This is a genomic window from Phycicoccus endophyticus (assembly GCF_011326735.1).
GTDB lineage: Bacteria > Actinomycetota > Actinomycetes > Actinomycetales > Dermatophilaceae > Phycicoccus > Phycicoccus endophyticus.
In genome coordinates, this window is sequence record NZ_JAANCN010000001.1 from 157,586 (window position 1) to 177,569 (window position 19,984).

Below are 19,984 nucleotides of genomic sequence, written 5' to 3' on the forward strand. Positions count from 1 at the left end.
CGAGCCGACCCCGGTCCGCGGCGGCCGGCCGACCGGGCTCAGTCGGTGCCCAGCTCCATCGCGGCCCGGTCCAGTGCGTCCTCCTCGTCACCCTCGACCCCCGGGTTGTCGGTGATCCGGTCGTAGCCGCCGGAGGGCAGTGCCCCGAAGAGGGTGCCGTTCTCGACGAGCAGCTGCCCCTGGTCGACCGGCTGGCCGGCGTAGAGCTCGAGCTTGGCCCGGCTGTCGGCGATGTCGAGGTTGCGCATCGTCAGCTGTCCGATGCGGTCCTGCGGGCCGAAGGCGGCATGCTCGACCCGCTCCATGGACAGCCGGTCGGGGTGGTAGCTGAAGTTCTTCCCGCGGGTGTCGAGGATCGTGTAGTCCTCGCCACGCCGCAGCCGCAGGGTGACCTCGCCGGTGACGACGGAGGCGATCCAGCGCTGGATGGACTCGCGCAGCATGAGGCTCTGCGGGTCGAGCCACCGGCCCTCGTAGAGCAGCCGGCCGAGGCGGCGGCCCTCCTGGTGGTAGCTCGCGATGGTGTCCTCGTTGTGGACCGCGTTGAGCAGCCGCTCGTAGGCGATGTGGAGCAGCGCCATCCCGGGGGCCTCGTAGACCCCACGCGACTTGGCCTCGATGATCCGGTTCTCGATCTGGTCCGACATCCCCAGGCCGTGCCGGCCGCCGACGGCGTTGGCCTCGCGCACCAGCGCCACCGGGTCGAGCTCGCGGCCGTTGACCGCCACCGGGCGGCCCTCGACGAAGGAGACCGTGACGTCCTCGGGCTCGATGGCGACCTCGGGGTCCCAGAAGCGCACGCCCATGATGGGCTCGACGACCTCGAGGGACTCCTCGAGGTGCTCGAGGGTCTTGGCCTCGTGGGTGGCGCCCCAGATGTTGGCGTCGGTGGAGTAGGCCTTCTCCTGGCTGTCGCGGTAGGGCAGGTCGCGTTCGGTGAGCCAGGCGCTCATCTCGTGGCGGCCCCCGAGCTCGGTGACGAAGTCGGCGTCCAGCCATGGCTTGTACACCCGCAGGTCGGGGTTGGCGAGCAGCCCGTAGCGGTAGAAGCGCTCGATGTCGTTGCCCTTGAAGGTCGAGCCGTCTCCCCAGATCTGCACGTCGTCGGCCTGCATGGCGCGCACGAGCAGGGTCCCGGTGACCGCGCGGCCGAGCGGGGTGGTGTTGAAGTACGTCCGGCCACCGCTGCGGATGTGGAACGCGCCGCACGCGATCGCCGAGAGGCCCTCCTCGACGAGCGCCGCGCGGCAGTCCACGAGCCGGGCCACCTCGGCGCCGTACTGGAAGGCCCGCCCGGGCACGGTCTCGATCTCGGGCTCGTCGTACTGCCCGAGGTCGGCGGTGTACGTGCAGGGCACCGCGCCCTTCTCGCGCATCCAGGCGACCGCGACGGAGGTGTCGAGGCCTCCGGAGAAGGCGATGCCGACGCGCTCGCCGACGGGGAGGGAGGTGAGGACCTTGGACATGGTGCAAGACTATACGTGACCCTGCATATTCCCCAACCGCCGGGGGCCGAACCTGTCGGGACGCCGCCGCACGCACGCGGCCGTGACCGGCGCCTGACTCGGGGCTGACCCCCTGTCCTCCTCGGCGTGGTCGTGTCGTCGGCCAACCGTCACGCCCGGGTCGGCCGGCGTTCCCGGGACCCTCCCTAGCGTCACGGACATGTCGACCACCATCCACCGCACCCGCGCGGTCCTCGCCCTCCTCGCCCTCGCCGGCCTCGTGCTGCTCCCCTCCGCCCCCGCCGCCGAGCGCCCGGCGTCGACGGCCGCGGCGTCGGCCCACCACCCGGGCCCGCGGACCTCGGTCACCGTCTACGCGCACCGCGGTGCCTCGGGGTACCGCCCCGAGCACACCCGGGGTGCCTACGAGCTCGCGGCGGCGCTGGGCGCCGACTACCTCGAGCCCGACCTCGTCATGACCAGGGACGGCGTGCTCGTCGACCGCCACGAGCCCGAGATCAGCGGGACCACCGACGTCGCGGCGCACCCCGAGTTCGCCGGGCGCCGGACGACCAAGATGCTCGACGGCCGCCCCGTCACCGGCTGGTTCGTCGAGGACTTCACCCTCGCCGAGCTGCGGACCCTCAGGGCCGTCGAGCGCCTCCCCGAGCTGCGGCAGCACAACACCCTCTACGACGGGCTCTGGCAGGTGCCCACGTTCGAGGAGACGCTGCGGTGGCGGGCCGAGCTCTCCCGACGCGAGGGCCGCACCATCGGCATCATCCCGGAGATCAAGCACTCGACCTACCTGCACGCCCAGGGGCTGGACCCCGAGCGGGCGCTCGTCCGGCTCGTCACGCGCTACGGGCTCAACCACCGCGGAGCACCGCTGTGGGTCCAGAGCTTCGAGTGGACCAGCCTGCAGCGGCTGCGCACCCGGCTCGGCTACCGGGCCGACCTCGTCTTCCTCGCCAGCGGCTCCGGCGGCCCCTACGACCTCGCCGCCGCGGGCCACCCGCGCAGCTACGCCGAGCTGCTCGAGCCGGCCTCGCTGCGGCGGCTCGCCCGGGTCGTCGACGGCGTCGCCCCCACCAAGGAGCTCGTCATCCCGCGCACCGCCACCGGCGCACTCGGCAGCCCCACGACGCTCGTCCGGGACGCCCACCGGGCCGGCCTGGAGGTGACGATCTGGACGATGCGTGCCGAGAACGAGTTCCTCCCGAGCGACCTGCGCGTCGGCCTCGACCCCGCTGCGTACGGCAGGGCGTTCGCCGAGGACCTCGCCTACCTGCGTGCCGGCGTCGACGGGATGTTCTGCGACCAGCCGGACATCTGCGTCCAGGCACGCGAGATGGCCCGCCGGGCTGCCGCCTGAGCGGCGGTCACCCGCGTGGGTCAGCCCTCGCCGAGGACCTCGTCGATCCGGCGCACCTTGGAGGTGAGCATCCCGGTGTGCCCGGGCCGGATGTCGGCCTTGACGACGAGCGAGACACGCGGGTGGTGGGCGGTCATCGCCTCGGTGCACTGCTTGAGCACCCCGAAGACCTCGTCCCACTCGCCCTCGATGTTCGTGAACATCGCGTTCGTCTCGTGCGGCAGGCCGGACGAGCGCACGATGCGCACCGCCTCGGCGACCGCGGCCGCGTAGGAGCCGCTCTCGTCCGGGCTGCCGGGCGCGATGCTGAACGCGACGATCACGAGCTCACTCCGACCCGCCCTCGGTGCTGCCGGACTCACCCGCGGTGACGTCCTGGAGCCGGTAGCGCTCGGCGGCCTGCTCCGGCACCGACGCGTCGACCTCCCCGCGGTCGGCGAGCACCTGCAGGGCGCGCACCGCCATCGAGGGGCCGTCGATGTGGAAGAAGCGCCGGGCTGCGGGGCGGGTGTCGGAGAAGCCGAACCCGTCGGCGCCCAGGGAGGCGAAGTCGCCGGGGACCCACTGGGCGATCTGGTCCTGGACGGCGCGCATGTAGTCCGACACGGCGATCACCGGCCCCTTGCGGTCCTGGAGCTTCGCGGTGACCCACGGGGTGCGGCGCTCCTCCTGCGGGTGGAGGAAGGCCGCCTCGTCGCAGCGCATCGCCTCGCGCCGCAGCTCGTTCCACGAGGTGACCGACCAGACGTCGGCGGCGACGCCCCAGTCGGTGCGCAGCAGCTCGCGGGCCTCGAGCGCCCAGGGCATCGCGACCCCGGACGCGAGCAGCTGCACCCGCGGGGAGTCCTCGCCGAGGCCCTCCCCGGCGCCCTCGGCGAGCAGGTACATCCCCTTGAGGAGACCCTCGCGGTCGAGGTCGGCCGGCTCGGCCGGCTGCGGCATCGGCTCGTTGTACACCGTGAGGTAGTAGATGACGTTGCGGTCGTCGTCGGTGAGCGACTCGTCGGTGCCGTACATCCGGTGCAGCCCGTCCTGGACGATGTGCGCCAGCTCGTAGGCGTAGGCCGGGTCGTAGTGCACGACGGCCGGGTTGGTCGAGGCGAGCAGCGGGCTGTGGCCGTCGGCGTGCTGCAGGCCCTCGCCGGTGAGCGTCGTGCGACCGGCGGTGGCGCCGATGAGGAAGCCACGGCTCATCTGGTCGGCGGCCGCCCAGATCGAGTCGCCGGTGCGCTGGAACCCGAACATCGAGTAGAAGAGGTAGACGGGGATCATCGGCTCGCCGTGCGTCGCGTACGACGTCCCCGAGGCGGTGAACGCCGCGAGCGAGCCGCCCTCGTTGATGCCGAGGTGGAGGATCTGCCCGTCGACCGCCTCGCGGTAGGCGAGCATGAGCTCGGCGTCGACCGGGGTGTAGCGCTGCCCGTGCGGGTTGTAGATCTTGATCGTCGAGAAGAAGCTGTCCATCCCGAAGGTGCGCGCCTCGTCCGGGATGATCGGCACGATCCGCTTGCCGAACTCCTTGTCGCGCATGAGGTCCTTCAGGAGGCGGACGAACGCCATCGTCGTCGCCACCTCCTGCTTGCCCGAGCCCTTCTTGACCTGGGCGTAGGCGGACTCCTCGGGCAGGTGCACCGGGACGTGGCGGGTCCTGCGCTCCGGCAGCCCGCCGCCGAGCTTCTCGCGCCGCTCCATCGCGTAGGCGATGACCTCGTCGTCGGCACCGGGGTGGTAGTACGGCGCGTTGTACGGGTCCTGCTCGAGCTGCTCGTCGCTCACCGGGATGTCGAGGGAGCCACGGAAGGACTTCAGGTCCTCGAGGGTGAACTTCTTCATCTGGTGGGTCGCGTTGCGCCCGGCGAACGCCGTGCCGAGGCCGTAGCCCTTGATCGTCTTGGCGAGGATGACCGTCGGCTGCCCGGTGTGGCTCGTCGCCGCCTTGTACGCCGCGTACACCTTGCGGTAGTCGTGGCCGCCGCGCTTGAGCTTCCACCAGATGTCGTCGTCGGACCAGTCCGCGACGAGCTTGCGGGTGCGCGGGTCCCGGTTGAAGAAGTGCTCGCGCACGTAGGCGCCGTCGTTGGCCCGGAAGGTCTGGTAGTCGCCGTCGGAGGTGGAGTTCATCAGGTGGACGAGCGCGCCGTCGCCGTCGGCCGCGAGCAGCGGGTCCCACCCGCGGCCCCACACGACCTTGATGACGTTCCAGCCGGCGCCGCGGAAGAAGGCCTCGAGCTCCTGGACGATCTTGCCGTTGCCCCGGACCGGGCCGTCGAGCCGCTGGAGGTTGCAGTTGACGACGAAGGTGAGGTTGTCCAGCTCCTGCTCGGCGGCGATCTGCAGCACGCCGCGGGACTCCGGCTCGTCCATCTCACCGTCGCCGAGGAAGGCCCAGGTGTGCTGCTCGCTCGTGTCCTTGACCCCCCGGTTGTGCAGGTACCGGTCGAACTGCGCCTGGTAGATCGCGTTCATCGGCCCGAGACCCATGGAGACCGTCGGGAACTCCCAGAAGTCGGGCATGAGGCGCGGGTGGGGGTAGCTCGGCAGCCCGAGCGCGCGGCCGTCGACGAGGTGGCTGTGCTCCTGGCGGAAACCGTCGAGCCGCTCGGGCCCGATCCGCCCCTCGAGGAAGGCGCGGGCGTACATCCCGGGGGAGGCGTGGCCCTGGAAGAAGACGTGGTCACCGCCGCCGGGGTGGTCCTTGCCCCGGAAGAAGTGGTTCATCCCGACCTCGTAGAGAGTCGCCGCGGACGCGTACGTCGAGATGTGGCCGCCGACGCCGATGCCGGGCCGCTGGGCGCGGTGGACGACCATCGCGGCGTTCCAGCGCAGGAAGGCGCGGAAGCGGCGCTCGACGTCCTCGTCGCCGGGGAACCACGGCTCCTGCTCGGGGCCGATGGTGTTGACGTAGTCGGTCGTCGTCAGCGACGGGACCCCGACCTGCATCGCGCGGGCCCGCTCGAGCAGCCGCAGCATGAGGTAGCGGGCGCGCATCCGGCCCGGACCGTCGATGACCGAGTCGAGGCTGGCGAGCCACTCCTCGGTCTCGCTGGGGTCGATGTCCGGCAGGTGTGTCGGGATGCCGTTGAGGATGGGGCCGACGTCTTCGTGGAAAGCCACGCGCTCGTCCTTTCACCGGTCGCTGACCGCGCCCCGGTCGGGGGCCGGCCCCACCATCTTTCACCCCAGCCCGGGTCGCGTCACCACCCGGGCCCGCGCGAGGGGCCCCGGCGAGCCTCAGCCGGGGGTACGGACCCGGTCGGGGCGGCTGTAGAGCGAGAAGCTGCGGCCGCGGGTGAACGCCGCGAGGGTCAGGCCCGAGGCGACGGCGAGCTCGACCGCCAGCGAAGTCGGCGCGCCGACCGCGACGAGCGCCGGCACGCCGGCGACGGCGGCCTTCTGGACGAGCTCGAAGCTGGCGCGGGCACTCACGACGAGCACGGTGCCCGACAGCGGCAGCGGCCGCTCCCGGGCGCAGGCGCCGACCACCTTGTCGACGGCGTTGTGCCGGCCGACGTCCTCGCGCACGACGAGCAGCTCGCCCGCCGCCGTCGCGAGCCCGGCCGCGTGCACGCCGCCGGTGCGCTCGAACGCCGGCTGCCGCGTGCGCAGCAGGTCCGGCAGCCCGGCGAGGACTGTGCCGTCCAGGCTCACCGGGTCGGCGCCGACGTCGAAGCGGCTCACGGTGCGCACGGCGTCGAGGGACGCCGCCCCGCACACCCCGCACGCGCTCGACATCGTCTCCGTGCGCTCGCGCGCGGGCCGGAGCAGCTCGACGCCGGGCGCGAGGGCCGCCTCGACGACGTTGAACGTCGGCGAGCCGTCGGGCCCGACGTCGGTGCAGTGCATCATCGTCGCGACGTCCGCCGCCGCAGCGAGCATGCCCTCGGTGAGCAGGTGGCCGAGGGCGAGGTCGAAGTCGTCGCCGGGGGTGCGCATCGTCGTCGTCACCGGCCGGCCGCCGACCCGCAGCTCGAGCGGCTCCTCGACGGCGACGGTGTCCGGGCGGGCCACCACGGCGCCCCGCTCCACGTCCACCCGGGTCCGGGGCACCCGGGTCGTCACCCGTCCCATGACGGCATCCAAACACACCGCCGGCTCGGGGCGGCCCTGGTGCGCCGCCGGGCTGCGGCAGACTGGGCGGCATGTCCGTCCCGGTCGCCCCGCCCGAGCCCGACGACGCCCCGGGGGTGACCCTGCGGGGCGGTGGCCTGGCCTGGCGACCGGTCGCCCCGCAGCTCGCGACCGCCCGCACGGTGCCGCTGTTGGCGGCCCTCGCCGTGGCGCTGCTGGCCTGCGTGGTCGTGGCCCTGCTCGTGACGCCGTGGGTGTGGCTGGGCGTGCCCCTGCTGCTCGCGGCGGGGGGCTGGGCGGTGTGGCTCGTGCGCCGCCAGGTGTCGGCGATCAGCTGGGTCGAGCTCGAGGAGGAGATCGTCATCCGCAAGGGCCGGCTCTTCCGCAGCCTCGTCAGCGTGCCCTACGGCCGGTTGCAGTACGTCGACATCCAGTCCGGTCCGCTCGCGCGGGCGCTCGGCATCGCCTCGTGCGAGATCCACACGGCCTCGCCGGAGAGCGGCGGGTCGCTGCCCGGTCTGCCCACCGCCGAGGCCGAGGCGCTGCGTGCCAGGCTCGCGGCCCGGGGCGAGACGCAACGGGCCGGGTTGTGACGCAGCCCGACACCGAGGGCGGCTGGCAGCGGCTGCACCCGCTCTCCCCGCTGTTGCGCGGGGGCGTGGTCCTCCTCGCGGTCCTCGGCTACCTCGTCAGCCAGCTCGTCGACGAGGTCCTCGGGTCCTTCGACGCCGGGGGGTACGTCCCCGGCGGCGACGCCGGACCGCAGGAGGAGTGGGCCTGGCGGGCCTACCCGCTGCTCGCCCTCGCCGTCCTCGTCCTCGTCATCGCCGCGGTGGCCGGGGCGAGCTGGGTCAGCTGGCGCTTCAGCCGCTTCCGGGTCGCCGACGGCCAGGTCGAGCTGCGTACGGGGGTCCTCTTCCGCCAGCACCGCCAGGTGCCGCTCGAGCGGGTCCAGGCGGTCGAGACCACCCGCCCCCTGCTCGCGCGGGCCGTCGGGCTCAGCCAGGTCGTCGTCCAGTCCGCGGGCGGTTCCGACTCCCACCTCACCCTCGCCTTCCTCGGAGCCGAGCGGGCCGAGCGGGTCCGGGCGCACCTGCTCGAGCTCGCCGGGCGCTCCGACGAGGGCGCCCCCGCGCAGCGCCTGCCGGGGGCGGCCGAGGAGGTCGAGGGGGCCGAGCCGCTCGTCGCCGTGCCCAACGGGCGGCTGTTCGTCGCGACGATCCTCCACGGGTCGACGCTCGTCCTCGGGGTGGTCCTCGTGGTCGGCGGGTTCGCGCTCGGCGTCGGGCGGGTCGGCCTCGAGGTGCTCGCGGCGGCGCCGGCGCTCATCCCCGTCGTCCTCGGGCTCGGGGTCAGCCGGGTCAAGGAGCTGCTCGTCCACGGCAACTTCTCGCTCGCCCGCTCGCGCACGTCGCTGCGGGTGCGCCACGGCCTCACCGACCTGCGGGTGGCCAGCGTGCCGCTGCACCGGGTCCAGGCCGTCGAGGTGCTCCAGCCGCTGTGGTGGCGGCCGTGGGGATGGTGGCGGGTGCGGGTGAACGTCGCGGGGGTCCAGGGGGAGGGCGGCGACGACGAGGAGACCACGCTGCTGCCGGTCGGCACCCTCGCCGAGGCCCTCACCGTGCTCGGCGCGCTCGGTGCGCATCCCGAGGACCCCGTGCTGCACGAGGCGCTCACCGGGACGGGCGGCGAGAGCGGCTGGACCGGACCACCGCGGGTCGCGCGCTGGCTGGACCCCTGGTCCTGGCGGCGGGCCGGCTACGCGCTGGCCGCCCATGCCGTCTACCTGCGCGCCGGGCGGTTCACGCGGCACGCGCTCGTCGTGCCGCACGCTCGCGTGCAGTCCCTCGCCCTCGACCAGGGGCCGCTGCAGGGGCGGCTCGCCCTGGCGAGCGTGCGCGTCGTCTCCACCCCCGGGCCGGTCGGCCCGCAGGTGCAGCATCTCGCCGTGGCCGACGCCGAGCGCCTGCTGGCGCGGGTCGCCGAACGTGCCCGGGTCGCGCGCCGCCGCGTGCCCGACCCGGCCCCCGCGCTGACGCGCCGTCCTGAGCCGCCTCTTGCACCCGGTGGCGCACCGTTGGTGGACTAGGCCCACCCGTATCGACGAACGTGAGAGGTTGGACCGCGTGAACACCCCGACGCCACCCCCGGTGGACCCCGGGTCGACCGTCCCCGGAGCCGTGGAGCGGCTCGGGTTCGCCCATGACCAGGTCGTCCAGGAGTTCGGCTACGACAGCGACGTCGACGAGGCCTTCCGCGAGGCCGTCGAGAGCGCCTGTGGAGCACCGACCGAGGACGAGGAGTACACGGGGGCGGCCGACGCGGTCCTGCTGTGGTTCCGCGCCGAGGACGGCGACCTCGGCGACGCGCTCGTCGACATGGTCGGGGTGCTCGACGAGGGAGGCTTCGTCGTCCTGCTCACCCCGCGCGCCGACGAGGAGGTCGACCCGAGCGAGATCGACGAGGCCGCGGTGACCGCCGGGCTGCACCTCGCGGGGACGTTCAACGCCTCGCCGCAGTGGCGGGCGCACAAGCTCGTCTCGCCGCGGGGTAACGGCCGACGCTGACGCATCGCCCCGGCTCCCACGGGGTAGGGGAGTCTCGAGTGCCGTCGATGCCTCGCACCTGTCAGGATGTGGCCATGACCCCCGCCCCGAGCCCCCTCGCCGTCGGTGACCCCGCGCCGGACTTCACGCTGCGGGACCAGAACGGCGCCGACGTCACCCTCTCGGAGCTGACGGCGAGCAAGAACGTCGTGATCGTGTTCTACCCGTGGGCGTTCTCGGGGATCTGCACCGGGGAACTCGACGAGATCCGCGACCACCTCGAGCGGTACGTCGGGGAGGACCTGCAGGTCGTGTGCATCTCGTGCGACGCGGTCTTCAGCCTGCGGGCCTGGGCCGACATCCAGGGCTACTTCTTCCCGCTGCTCTCGGACGCCTGGCCGCACGGGGAGGTCGCCCGGGCCTACGGGGTGCTCAACGAGACCACCGGTGCGGCGCAGCGCGGCACCTTCCTCGTCGGGCGCGACGGCCGGGTCGCCTGGACCCTCGTCAACGGCCCGGGGGAGGCCCGCGACTTCTCGGCCATCCCCTCGGCCGTCGAGGAGCTCGTCGGCTGAGCGCGCCGGTCGCCCGGCCCGGTCCGGGCGACCTGCCACAATGTCGGCGGTCGGCCGCGGCAGGTGGCCGTCCGGGGCCTGTAGCTCAGCTGGTAGAGCGCCGCGTTTACACCGCGTCGGTCGTCGGTTCGATCCCGGCCGGGCCCACATGAGCGACGAGGCACCCCTGACCCTGCGGGAGGTGCTCGAGGTGATCGAGCGCCTCTACCCACCCGAGAGCGCGCAGTCGTGGGACCGCGTCGGGCTGGTCACCGGCGACCCGACCCAGCCGGTGCGGCGGGTGCACCTGGCGGTCGACCCCACCCTCGCGGTCGTCGCCGAGGCCCGCGACCTCGGGGCCGACCTGCTGCTGACCCACCACCCGCTGCTCCTGCGCGGGGTGCACTCGGTCGCCACGACGTCCGCGAAGGGCGCCACGGTCACCGAGCTCGTCGTCGGCGACGTCGCGCTGTACGTCGCCCACACCAACGCCGACGTGGCGGCCGAGGGCGTGTGCGAGGCCTTCGCCGAGGCGTGCGGGCTCGGGCACACCGAGCCGCTCGCGCTCGTCGAGGACCGGCCGCTCGGCCGGGTGGGTGACCTGCCACGAGCGCAGCCGCTCGGGGCCTTCGTCGAGGCGCTGGCGGCCCGGCTGGAGCCGACCGCCGGCGGGGTGCGGGTGGCGGGCCCGCCCGGGGCCGAGGTGCGGCGGGTCGCGGTCCTCGGAGGGTCGGGCGACGACCTCTTCGACGCGGTGCGGGCCGCCCGCGCCGACGTGTACGTCACCGCCGACCTGCGCCACCACCCGGTCCTCGAGGCCCGCGAGGAGGCCCGCGGCGGGACGCCCTACCTCGTCGACGCCGGGCACTGGGCGAGCGAGCAGCTGTGGCTCGCGCGCGCGGAGCGGGCGCTGCGTGCGGGCCTGGGCGAGCGCGCGACTAGGGTGGACACCCACATCAGCACAGTGCGCACCGACCCGTGGACGTTCGTCGTCGGTGCCGCCGAGGGAGGTAGCACGTGAGAGCCGAGTCCGCCCGTCAGCACCGGCTGCTCGACCTCCAGGCGATCGACACCAGGCTGGACCAGATCGCCCACGCCCGGCGCACCCTGCCGCAGCTGGCCGAGCTGGCCGACCTCGAGGGCAAGGCGCGGCTGCTCGACGACCAGCTCGTCCGCTCGCGTACGGAGCTCGGCGACATCCAGCGCGAGGTGACCAAGGCCGAGGCCGACGTCCAGCTCGTGCGCGACCGCGCCGCGCGCGACCAGGCGCGGCTGGAGGCCGGCGCCGGCAGCGCCAAGGACCTGCAGGCCCTGCAGCACGAGCTGGAGTCCCTCGGGCGGCGGCAGGCCGAGCTCGAGGACGTCGAGATCGAGGTCATGGAGCGGGTGGAGGCGACCGAGCACGACGTCGCCGAGCTCGAGCGCGGCCGGGCCGAGCTCGCCGAGCGCATCGAGGGCCTCGCACGGGCTCGCGACGAGGCGCTCGGACGGCTGGACGCCGAGGCGACTGAGGTGGCCGCGCCCCGGGAGAGCGTCGTCGGCGAGGTGGGCGAGGACCTCGTCGCCCTCTACGAGAAGATCCGTGCCGGCTCCGGGGGCACCGGTGCTGCGCCGCTGCGTCAGCGGCGGTGCGGAGGGTGCCAGCTCGAGCTGAACCCGGTCGACCTCCAGCGCATCCGCGGCGCCGAGGAGGACGAGGTCGTCCGCTGCGAGGAGTGCGGCCGGATCCTCGTGCGGACCGCCGAGTCCGGGCTGTGAGCCGGCGGCTCACCGTCGAGGCCGACGGCGGGTCGCGGGGCAACCCCGGCGTCGCCGGCTACGGCGCCCTCGTCCGCGACACCGACACCGGGGCGCTGCTCGCCGAGCGTGCCGCCCCGCTCGGGAAGGCGTCGAACAACGTCGCCGAGTACCGCGGGCTGATCGCCGGTCTCGAGGCGGCCCGGTCCATCGACCCGGGCGCCGAGGTCCTCGTGCGGATGGACTCCAAGCTCGTCGTCGAGCAGATGTCGGGCACGTGGAAGATCAAGCACGAGGACATGCGGAGGCTGGCGCTCCAGGCGCAGGAGGTGGCCCGGTCGATCCGGGACGCCGGCGGGTCGGTGCGCTACACGTGGATCCCGCGTGCCGAGAACTCCGCCGCCGACGCCCTCTCCAACGACGGCATGGACGGCCGGACCGTGGACCGCGATCTCGGGGCGCCCCCCGAGCGGACGGGGACGGCGGGCGCCTCGGGTTCCCCGGCGCCCCCGGCCACGACGCCCACGCGCGTCCTGCTCGTGGCCGCCGGCGAGGCCTCCGCGGCCCGGCGCGCGGCCGAGGCCGTCGAGGCGCTGCTCGGCGGCGGCCCCCGGTACCTGCTCGAGGCCGGCTCGCCCGACGCGACCGAGACGGCGGCCGAGATCGCCGACGTCCTGCGGGTCGAGCCGGTCGTCGACCCGGGGTGGGCCGGCGCCGGGGACGTGGCCGCGGCCTGGGATCGGGTGGCGGCACGAGGAGGGACGACGGTGGTCGTCTGCCCGGCGGAGGTCGTCCAGGCCGTCCTCGCGCACGTGCTGGGGACACCGCCGGAGCGGGCCGGGCGTCTCGTCGTGGACCCCGGGTCGCTCACGGGGCTCGAGGTGGACGGGGACCTCGATGTCGCGGTGAACTTCACGAACCGCGCCTGAACGGCTCAGCCGAGCACCGGGAGCCGGTCGGCGAGATGCCCCTGTCCGGCGGGCACGGGCACCCGGCCGGTCGCGACGAGGGTCGCGGTGACGTCGTCCCACCCGTCCGGGAGCGGCTCATCGAGCAGTGACTCGACAGTGGCGCGGGCGAGGCGGAGCGGCGCGGTGGGCGCGGACACCCCGACCAGGAGGTCGAGGTGGTGCACGACGTTCTCGACGGCCCACGAGGCGAGCAGGTCGCCGCTGGTCAGGACGTGGCCTTGGAAGAGGTGGCGGCCCTCCCGCAAGGCGTCGGCCGCCGTCAGCGTGCGGTGCCCGAGGTCACGCAGCTTCTCGACGGCGCCCGCCGGCCGCCGGTAGGCGTCGGTGTGTCGGCGCTGGTCCATGAGGGTCAGGACGGGGTCGGTACCTCGGCGGCCCTGCGCGTAGGCCCTCCAATACGTCGCCGCGTCGACGGTGGCCGTCGCAGATGTCGGCGTCGCGAACCCGCCGAGGAGCTCCTCCCATCCCACGACGACGTGCGTGACGACGTCCAGGCGTAGCCACCCCCGGCAGCGGGACGGGGCGAGGAGGTCCAGCTCCTCGAGCCCCGTGCACGCCTCGAGAAAGGCGCGCACCGAGATACCGAAGGTCGTCAGCGCCTCAGGGTGGGGGATGGTGACTCCCATCGGGCCACTGTCGCACGCGTGGCAGTCCGCGAGGCGGCTACGGTCGGATCATGCCGGTGCTGCGGTCGCTGCGCCTCGAGGACCTGGACGCCCTGATGGACCTCCAGCGGGCCGGGGCCGTCGCGGGGCTCGGGCACATCTTCCCGCAGGAGACCCATCCCTTCCCGACCGCGCAGGTGCGGGCCCGCTGGGAGGCGGAGATGCAGGACCCGGGCGTCGACTGCTACGCCGTGGTGACCGCTGCCGGCATCGGCGGGTTCGCCGCGACCCGGGGCGCCGAGCTGCTGCACTTCGGCACGGCGCCGGAGACCTGGGGGAGCGGGCTCGCCGGGTGGGCCCACGACGCGGTGGTGGAGCGGTTGCGGCGGCGGGGACACGGGGCGGCCCGGCTGCGCGTGTTCGAGGAGAACGGGCGCGCCATCCGGTTCTACGAGCGGCGAGGTTGGGTGCCCACGGGGGAGCGGACGCGTACCTCCTTCGCGCCGTACCCGCTCCTGCGGCACTACGAGCTGGCGTTGTCTCCGTGAGCCGGAGGCAGCCTCAGCGGTCCGCGCGGTGGGCGGGTTCGGTGGTGCGCGTCGCACCGTCGGGGCCGTGCCAGGTGACGCTGCCGGTGTCGTCGAGGCGGTAGCGCCATCGGCCCTGGTGCTTCATCCGATGGTGGCGTCGGCAGAGCGCGGCGAGGTTTCCCGGGTCGGTGCCGCCCTCGGGCCAGGGCAGGGTGTGGTCGAGGTCACAGCGGTCGGCCGGCCGGGTACAGCCCCACATCCGGCAGGTGCCGTCGCGGACCGTGACCAGCTCGCGGGTGGCCGCGGGCGGTCGGTAGGCGGTGGAGGTGTGCGAGACGAGCGTGCCGGTGTCGGCCTCGAGGACGGCCCGGGCCACGTGCAGCGGGAGCGTCCCGAGCAGGGCGGCCATGGTGGCGGGGTCGACCCACCCCAGCCCGGGGAGCGGTGTGCCGCTGACCGCGGTGCCGCCGGAGAGGGCTGCCATGGTCGTGGTGAGATCGCCGTCGGGCTCGGGACCCATCTCGACCCAGGACATCTCCTCCCGGGAGGCGGGGGTCAGCTCGCCCAGGGTGGTGACCTGGCCGGTGACCGCGTCGACGACGGTCTCCTCGTCGTCGCGCTCGATGCGGAACCGCTCGCCCTGACGGGCCTCGGGCCCGGTGTCGCCGGTGAGGACGGGAACTCCGAGGGTGACCGAGGCGGCGACCGTGACGTTGCGCAGCACGAGGTCGCTCAGGGCGTCGGCCCGGGACTCGCGGACGCTCAGGTCGGTGTCGAGGGCGCGGTAGTCGGTGGCGAGGGACTCGACGGCGGCCCACATGGCCGCGCTCGTCGCCGTGGGCAGGGCGGCGAACCACTCGGTCATCCCGTCCTCACCGGGGGAGACCTCGACGAGCCGCCCCCGCCGGGTGTCGGCGTCGCGGGCGGCGACCTGGTCGGCGGCGACCCGGGTGGCGACCGTGCGGGCCTGTGCGCTCACCCGGGCGGGGTCCATCCCCGGCAGCCGGGCCGAGAGCCGGGCGTCCACGCGCTCGCACGCGGCGTGGTCGAGACCGCTGCACGCGTCGAGGACCTTGTGCACGCTCGACGCCGCCACCTTCCCGGCGAGCACGAGGTCGTGCAGGACGGGGAAGCGGTGCACGGTGCCGGCGCCGAGGCGCACCTTGCGGCCGGCCAGACCCTCGGTGACCCCGGTGGCGAGCGCCATCTCCGAGGGAGCCATCGGCTCGACGTAGCCGAGCGGGTGGACGCGCTGGGTGCCGGTCAGCGTGAGCTCGAACCGTGCACCCCAGGCGCCGACCGCCCCCTGCGCGGCCTCGGCCGCGTTGACGACCCCCTGGAGGGCACCGGCGAGGGCGTACGCCTCGTCCTGGGTGAGCGCCTGACCGTGCGTGGCCAGCTCACGGCCGAGCGCCGCAGCCTCCTCGTGGAGGGCCGCGATGCGGTCGGCCAGGTCCCCTGCGTCCATACCTCATCATACCGAACGGATGTTCGAAACACAACCCCTGAGAAGCATGAATCACCCTGCGTCACAAACAGTTCCGGCATCAGGGCACGACCTCGAAGTGACTCCACCGGCTGCCGTGGGAACCCCGTTCCTCGTGGACCAGGCGGAGGCGGACGGGGATGTCGCAGGGACCCAGGGGGGGACCGTCGACGACGGAAGGGGTCCCGAGACCGCCGACAAGCATGGGCACCGTGACGACGTGGAGCTCGTCCACCAGGCCCGCCCGCAGCAGCGCCCCGGTCAGCCCGCCTCCACCGTCGGCGACGACGGTCTGGACCCCGAGCAGGTCCCGCAGCCGCACCAGGGCCTCCCGCAGGTCCACCCGACTCCCGTCGGTGACGAGGTAGCCGACCCCGAGCTCGCGCAGCCGCGCGAGGTAGCCGCTCGGCGTCGCCCGGCACCCGAGGACGAGGAGGGCGGTCTCCTCGTCCCCGGTGTACGACCAGTCGACGCGCCCCCTGCCGTCGACGACCCCGAACCACCGCGGTGCCCTGCGCGGGAGGTGGTCGGCCACCCGCCCGGCCGGTGCCGTGCCCGCCCAGGGGGAGTGCCGACCATCGCCGACGAACGAGCCGCTGCCCTCCAGAGTCAGGGTGGGCCGGTGCGTGCGAGCCACCCACTGTCGCCGCGACTCGAGCAGCGCCGTGACATCGGGCGGCCACGGATGCCGCCAGCGCTCGCCCACGGCGGGGTCGAGGAGCCGCTGGCCCCGCGCCGGCGCCACGCGGCCGTCGACGCTGGCCGTCGTGGTGACGACGACCCGCGGGCGTGCGGTAGGAGAGTGCGTCATCCGGGCACCGTAGGACGAGGCGGTGACGTGGCCGAGGTGAGACGGGAACCGGGGCTACAGGGACCCGTCCTACCCTCGGGGCATGAGCTACGCAGGAGACGTGACGCCCCCCGAGGCGTACGCCGCGGTGACCGGGCCCGAGGAGGCCCTGCTCGTCGACGTGCGCACGAGTGCCGAGTGGAGCTTCGTCGGGGTCCCGGACCTCAGCGGCACCGGGCACGAGGCGGCCTTCGTCGAGTGGACCACCTTTCCCGGGGGCACGGTCAACGACCGGTTCGTGGAGGACCTGCGCGACGCCGGTCTCGAACCCGGCCGGCCCGTGTACTTCCTGTGCCGCTCCGGGGTGCGCTCGGTGGCCGCGGCGGAGGCGGCCACGGCCGCGGGCCTGGGGCCGGCCTACAACATCCTCGAGGGCTTCGAGGGCCCGGTCGACGCCGCCGGGCACCGCGCCGTGTCCGGGTGGAAGGTCGACGGCCTCCCGTGGCGCCAGCGGTGACCGGCGGCGAGCCGCTCCCGGACGGCCTGCGGCCGCGCACCCTCGCCGTCCGCGGTGGGCTCGCCCGCAGCGGCTTCGACGAGACCGCCGAGGCGCTCTACCTGACATCGGGGTTCGTCTACGAGTCCGCCGCCCAGGCCGAGGCCGCCTTCGCCGACGAGGTCGACCACTACATCTACAGCCGCTACGGCAACCCCACCGTCGGGGTGTTCGAGGAGCGCATGCGGCTGCTCGAGGGTGCCGAGGCGTGCTTCGCCACGGCCTCCGGCATGGCCGCCGTCTTCACCGCGATGGCGGCGCTCTGCGGCGCCGGTGACCGGGTGGTGGCCTCCCGGGCCCTGTTCGGGTCGTGCTTCGTCATCCTCGAGGAGATCCTCCCGCGCTGGGGCGTCGAGACGGTCTTCGTCGACGGGGCCGACCTCGAGCAGTGGCGCGCGGCCCTCGGCGAGCCGACGACGGCCGTGTTCTTCGAGACGCCGAGCAACCCGATGCAGGAGCTCGTCGACATCGCCGCCGTCAGCGATCTCGCGCACGCGGCCGGCGCCACCGTCGTCGTCGACAACGTCTTCGGCACGCCGGTGTTCAGCCACCCGCTGGCGCACGGCGCCGACGTCGTCGTCTACTCGGCGACCAAGCACGTCGACGGGCAGGGGCGGGCGCTCGGCGGCGCGGTGCTCGGCCCGGCCGCGTTCGTCGACGGCCCGGTGCGCCACCTCATGCGGCACACCGGACCGGCCATGTCGCCCTTCAACGCCTGGCTGCTCGCCAAGGGGCTGGAGACCCTCGACCTGCGGGTGCGCGCCATGGCCGGCTCCGCCCTGACCGTCGCCCAGACCCTCGAGCAGTGGATGGCCGACGGGCGTGGTCTGGCCCGGGTGGTCTACCCACACCTGCCGAGCCACCCGCAGCACGACCTCGCGCTGCGCCAGCTCGAGGGTGGGGGCGGGACGGTCGTCACCGTCGAGCTCGACGGCGGCAAGGACGCCGCCTTCGCCTTCCTCGACGCCCTGCGGCTCGTGGACATCTCCAACAACCTCGGGGACGCCAAGTCGATGACGACGCATCCGGCCACGACGACCCACCGCCGGCTCGGTGCCGAGGCGCGCGCGGCCGTCGGGATCACCGACGGCACCGTGCGGCTCTCGGTCGGGCTCGAGGACGTGGACGACCTGCTCACCGACCTCGACCGCGGCCTCTCCGCCGCCCGGGCCGCCCGCGCCTGACCGGTCGGCGGCTGTTAGCGTCCGGCCATGGCCTCCCGTGACGTCGTGTCCGTCCAGCGGGTCCTGCCCGCACCCCCCGAGCCGATCTTCGCGCTGCTCGCCGACCCCGCGGGGCACGCCCGGATCGACGGCGGTGGCTCGGTGCGCGGGGCGCGCAGCGGTGGGCGCCGGCTCGCGCTCGGCGACCGCTTCGGGATGGACATGCGCATCGGGCTCCCGTACTCGACCCTCAACACCGTCGTCGAGTACGAGGAGGACCGGCGGATCGCCTGGCGGACCGACGCGAGCGGGCCGCTGTCGGCGCTCGTCGGGGGCCGGGTGTGGCGCTACGAGCTCGAGCCGGTCGAGGGCGGCACCCGGGTCACCGAGACCTGGGACCTCTCCGGCGAGGCGGCGCCCAGCCGGCCCGTCGTGCGGCGGATGGCGGGGATGACCCGGCGGAACATGGAGGCGACGCTCGAGCGGCTCGAGACGCTCGTCACCGAGGGACGCTGACCCGCCGCTCCGGCGGCACCCCGGCCATCGCCCAGCGCACGGCCCTCGTCCCGACCAGCCCGAGGACGCCGGCCACCCCGGCCGCCGGCCCGGTGACCGGCAGCCTCAGCTCGCGCCGGGCCCAGCCGGGCAGCAGCGCGACGCCGCCGGACGCGAGCAGGCCGTACCCCGGCCGCGACGTCCACGGCAGTGGCGGGTCGAGCAGGAGGAAGCGCGCGGCGTCCCGGGCGGCCGGCGTCGCCCGCAGCACCGGCCGGTACCGCTCGACGGTGGCCGCGAGCCCGGCCACGTCGGTCGGCACGTCGACCGCCCCGAGGCTGCGGGCCACCACCGCGGCCTGGGCGACGTAGGTGTCGGCCTCCTCGGCACCGAGCGGGTCCGCCGCGAAGCGCTGGAAGGCCGCGAGGAAGCTCCACGCCTCGGCCGCGTGCACCCACAGGAGCAGCTGCGGGTCCGAGGCCCGGTAGGGCACACCGTCCTCGTCCCGGCCCCGGACCCGCTCGTGGATGGCCCGGACCCGCTCGACCGCGGCGTCGGCGGTCGCGACGGTGCCGAAGGTCGTCGCGGCGATGAAGTGCGAGGTGCGCTGCAGGCGCCCCCACGGGTCGCCCCGGTAGCCGCTGTGCCCCGCGACGCCGGCCATGGCCGAGGGGTGCAGGGACTGCAGCAGCAGGGCGGCGATGCCGCCGGGGAACATGGCGGCGTCGGCGTGGACGCGCCACACCGGGTCGCCCGGGCCGAAGCGGCGTTCGCCGTCGGCACCCCAGATGACCGCGGCCCGGTCGGCGGCGTCGGCCCCGGCGACCCGCGCCCGCAGGGCCGCCCCGAGCCGCCGCTGCGCGGCCCGGCCGAGGCGGTCGACGGCGCTCACGGAGGGCTCACCTCGAGCACCCAGGGCGCACCCTCGCGGGCCGGCTCGCGCAGCCGCGTCGGGAACGCCCCGGACACCACGTCCGCCACCGCGGGCACCGAGCGGGCGGTGGTGCCGGCGAGGCACACGTGGCGCGCCACGAGCCCCCGGGTGTGCTTGGCCCCGTGGCTCGCGCCGGGCACCCGTACGTGCACCCAGCGCTCGGCCAGCGCGGGCCCCGGAGCCCAGGCCGCAGCGTAGGCGGCGGAGCGGCAGTCGAGGACGACCCCGCGACCGGCGGCGCGCGTCAGCGGCTCCTCGAGCACCGGGCGCCACCACCGCGCGAGCGGGCCGACCCCCGGCAGGTCGGTGCCCATCGAGAGCCGGTAGGCGGTCACCCGGTCCCGGAGACGGACCGCGCCGTGCAGGGCGGACACGACGACGACCCAGCGGTCGGCGCGGCGCCGGGCGGCCGGGTCCAGCGAGGCCAGGCCGAGGGCGTCGAAGAGGACCCCGGTGTACACCTGCGCCCCCGGGGTCGCCGGCAGGGTGTCGAGCTCGAGGTTGCGCCGGACCTCCTCGTGCAGCCGCGGCGAGACGCCGAGGACCTCGCCGGCGGCGGGGGAGGCGCTCACCCGGGCGAGCGCGGCGGCCACCTCGGCGCGGGCGGGAGCCAGCTGCGGGAAGGACCACGACGCCGGGTCGGCCGGACGCCCCCGGGGCCGGTTCCACTTCGACTCCGACGGCGGGAGGAGGATGAGCACCGCCTCAGCCTACGGACGTTAGGTTGGG

Annotated in this window: 21 protein-coding genes and 1 tRNA gene; 13 read left to right on the top strand and 9 right to left on the bottom strand. The window is 74.6% G+C overall.

The genetic code is table 11. From position 1 onward, the window contains the following. Nucleotides 1–38 precede the first annotated feature (38 nt). Nucleotides 39–1,466 carry an argininosuccinate synthase gene (gene argG, locus G8D98_RS00755; RefSeq protein WP_166097824.1) on the bottom strand — a complete coding sequence of 476 codons (1,428 nt, stop codon included), beginning with the start codon at nt 1,464–1,466 and terminating at the stop codon, nt 39–41. Between the two features lie 199 nt (nt 1,467–1,665). Here argG and G8D98_RS00760 point away from each other — a divergent pair, with 199 nt between their 5' ends. After that, nucleotides 1,666–2,820, top strand: a complete 1,155-nt coding sequence (locus tag G8D98_RS00760) for a glycerophosphodiester phosphodiesterase (RefSeq protein WP_166097828.1) — start codon at nt 1,666–1,668, stop codon at nt 2,818–2,820. A 20-nt stretch (nt 2,821–2,840) separates the two neighbouring features. Here G8D98_RS00760 and G8D98_RS00765 read toward each other — a convergent pair whose 3' ends face one another. The 3 genes from G8D98_RS00765 to fdhD form a co-directional block, all read right to left on the bottom strand. Further along, a complete protein-coding gene (locus G8D98_RS00765) occupies nt 2,841–3,143 on the bottom strand; it encodes a thiamine-binding protein (protein ID WP_166097830.1) in 303 nt (100 codons plus the stop codon). 4 nt (nt 3,144–3,147) lie between these two features. Next, entirely contained in the window at nt 3,148–5,934 is a 2,787-nt protein-coding gene (aceE, locus tag G8D98_RS00770) for a pyruvate dehydrogenase (acetyl-transferring), homodimeric type (RefSeq protein WP_166097833.1), read from the bottom strand. 117 nt (nt 5,935–6,051) lie between these two features. Then, nucleotides 6,052–6,888, bottom strand: coding sequence for a formate dehydrogenase accessory sulfurtransferase FdhD (gene fdhD / locus G8D98_RS00775; protein ID WP_166097836.1), 837 nt, complete (start codon nt 6,886–6,888; stop codon nt 6,052–6,054). A gap of 71 nt (nt 6,889–6,959) precedes the next feature. On the opposite strand from fdhD, the gene G8D98_RS00780 reads away from it, so the two are divergent. The 8 genes from G8D98_RS00780 to G8D98_RS00815 all read left to right on the top strand — a co-directional run bounded on the left by G8D98_RS00780 (nt 6,960) and on the right by G8D98_RS00815 (nt 12,654). Further along, nucleotides 6,960–7,481 carry a PH domain-containing protein gene (locus G8D98_RS00780; protein ID WP_166097838.1) on the top strand — a complete coding sequence of 174 codons (522 nt, stop codon included), beginning with the start codon at nt 6,960–6,962 and terminating at the stop codon, nt 7,479–7,481. Then, nucleotides 7,478–8,977, top strand: coding sequence for a PH domain-containing protein (locus G8D98_RS00785; protein WP_166097840.1), 1,500 nt, complete (start codon nt 7,478–7,480; stop codon nt 8,975–8,977). Before G8D98_RS00780 ends, G8D98_RS00785 begins: the two co-directional genes overlap by 4 nt. Before the next feature lie 37 nt (nt 8,978–9,014). Next, nucleotides 9,015–9,455 (top strand): DUF3052 domain-containing protein, encoded by a 441-nt coding sequence (locus G8D98_RS00790; RefSeq protein WP_166097843.1) that lies wholly within the window; start codon nt 9,015–9,017, stop codon nt 9,453–9,455. A gap of 74 nt (nt 9,456–9,529) precedes the next feature. Beyond that, nucleotides 9,530–10,009, top strand: coding sequence for a peroxiredoxin (locus G8D98_RS00795; RefSeq protein WP_166097845.1), 480 nt, complete (start codon nt 9,530–9,532; stop codon nt 10,007–10,009). Nucleotides 10,010–10,083: 74 nt separating this feature from the next. Next, nucleotides 10,084–10,156, top strand: a tRNA-Val gene (locus G8D98_RS00800). 1 nt (nt 10,157) lies between these two features. Further along, a complete protein-coding gene (locus G8D98_RS00805; protein ID WP_166097848.1) occupies nt 10,158–11,009 on the top strand; it encodes a Nif3-like dinuclear metal center hexameric protein in 852 nt (283 codons plus the stop codon). After that, the gene (locus G8D98_RS00810) at nt 11,006–11,746 is read left to right on the top strand and encodes a zinc ribbon domain-containing protein (RefSeq protein WP_166097851.1); all 741 of its coding nucleotides are present in this window, start codon (nt 11,006–11,008) and stop codon (nt 11,744–11,746) included. The genes G8D98_RS00805 and G8D98_RS00810 overlap by 4 nt, the downstream gene beginning before the upstream one ends. Beyond that, on the top strand, nt 11,743–12,654 hold the full coding sequence (locus G8D98_RS00815) for a reverse transcriptase-like protein (RefSeq protein WP_166097853.1): 912 nt from the start codon (nt 11,743–11,745) through the stop codon (nt 12,652–12,654). The genes G8D98_RS00810 and G8D98_RS00815 overlap by 4 nt, the downstream gene beginning before the upstream one ends. A gap of 5 nt (nt 12,655–12,659) precedes the next feature. On the opposite strand, the gene G8D98_RS00820 is transcribed toward G8D98_RS00815, so the two are convergent. Beyond that, nucleotides 12,660–13,322, bottom strand: a complete 663-nt coding sequence (locus tag G8D98_RS00820) for a maleylpyruvate isomerase N-terminal domain-containing protein (RefSeq protein WP_166097855.1) — start codon at nt 13,320–13,322, stop codon at nt 12,660–12,662. 50 nt (nt 13,323–13,372) lie between these two features. Between G8D98_RS00820 and G8D98_RS00825 the strand changes: the two genes are divergently transcribed. Beyond that, nucleotides 13,373–13,849: a GNAT family N-acetyltransferase gene (locus tag G8D98_RS00825; RefSeq protein ID WP_166097858.1), complete on the top strand. Its 477-nt coding sequence runs from the start codon at nt 13,373–13,375 to the stop codon at nt 13,847–13,849. 13 nt (nt 13,850–13,862) lie between these two features. Here G8D98_RS00825 and G8D98_RS00830 read toward each other — a convergent pair whose 3' ends face one another. Further along, entirely contained in the window at nt 13,863–15,299 is a 1,437-nt protein-coding gene (locus tag G8D98_RS00830; protein ID WP_166097860.1) for an HNH endonuclease signature motif containing protein, read from the bottom strand. Nucleotides 15,300–15,378: 79 nt separating this feature from the next. Then, nucleotides 15,379–16,128, bottom strand: coding sequence for a dihydrofolate reductase family protein (locus G8D98_RS00835; protein ID WP_166097862.1), 750 nt, complete (start codon nt 16,126–16,128; stop codon nt 15,379–15,381). A gap of 82 nt (nt 16,129–16,210) precedes the next feature. Here G8D98_RS00835 and G8D98_RS00840 point away from each other — a divergent pair, with 82 nt between their 5' ends. From G8D98_RS00840 to G8D98_RS00850, 3 genes are read left to right on the top strand one after another with little or no spacing between them, the layout of a single operon-like run. Then, entirely contained in the window at nt 16,211–16,624 is a 414-nt protein-coding gene (locus tag G8D98_RS00840) for a rhodanese-like domain-containing protein (protein WP_166097865.1), read from the top strand. Continuing rightward, nucleotides 16,609–17,847, top strand: a complete 1,239-nt coding sequence (locus tag G8D98_RS00845; protein WP_187566779.1) for an O-succinylhomoserine sulfhydrylase — start codon at nt 16,609–16,611, stop codon at nt 17,845–17,847. Before G8D98_RS00840 ends, G8D98_RS00845 begins: the two co-directional genes overlap by 16 nt. Before the next feature lie 27 nt (nt 17,848–17,874). Continuing rightward, nucleotides 17,875–18,342, top strand: coding sequence for an SRPBCC family protein (locus G8D98_RS00850; protein WP_166097870.1), 468 nt, complete (start codon nt 17,875–17,877; stop codon nt 18,340–18,342). Here G8D98_RS00850 and G8D98_RS00855 read toward each other — a convergent pair. Both G8D98_RS00855 and G8D98_RS00860 read right to left on the bottom strand, forming a co-directional pair. Continuing rightward, nucleotides 18,326–19,213 (bottom strand): oxygenase MpaB family protein, encoded by an 888-nt coding sequence (locus tag G8D98_RS00855; protein ID WP_166097872.1) that lies wholly within the window; start codon nt 19,211–19,213, stop codon nt 18,326–18,328. The two genes, G8D98_RS00850 and G8D98_RS00855, sit on opposite strands and share 17 nt — an antisense overlap. Next, nucleotides 19,210–19,956 carry a YaaA family protein gene (locus G8D98_RS00860; RefSeq protein WP_166097875.1) on the bottom strand — a complete coding sequence of 249 codons (747 nt, stop codon included), beginning with the start codon at nt 19,954–19,956 and terminating at the stop codon, nt 19,210–19,212. The genes G8D98_RS00855 and G8D98_RS00860 overlap by 4 nt, the downstream gene beginning before the upstream one ends. Nucleotides 19,957–19,984: the final 28 nt, after the last annotated feature.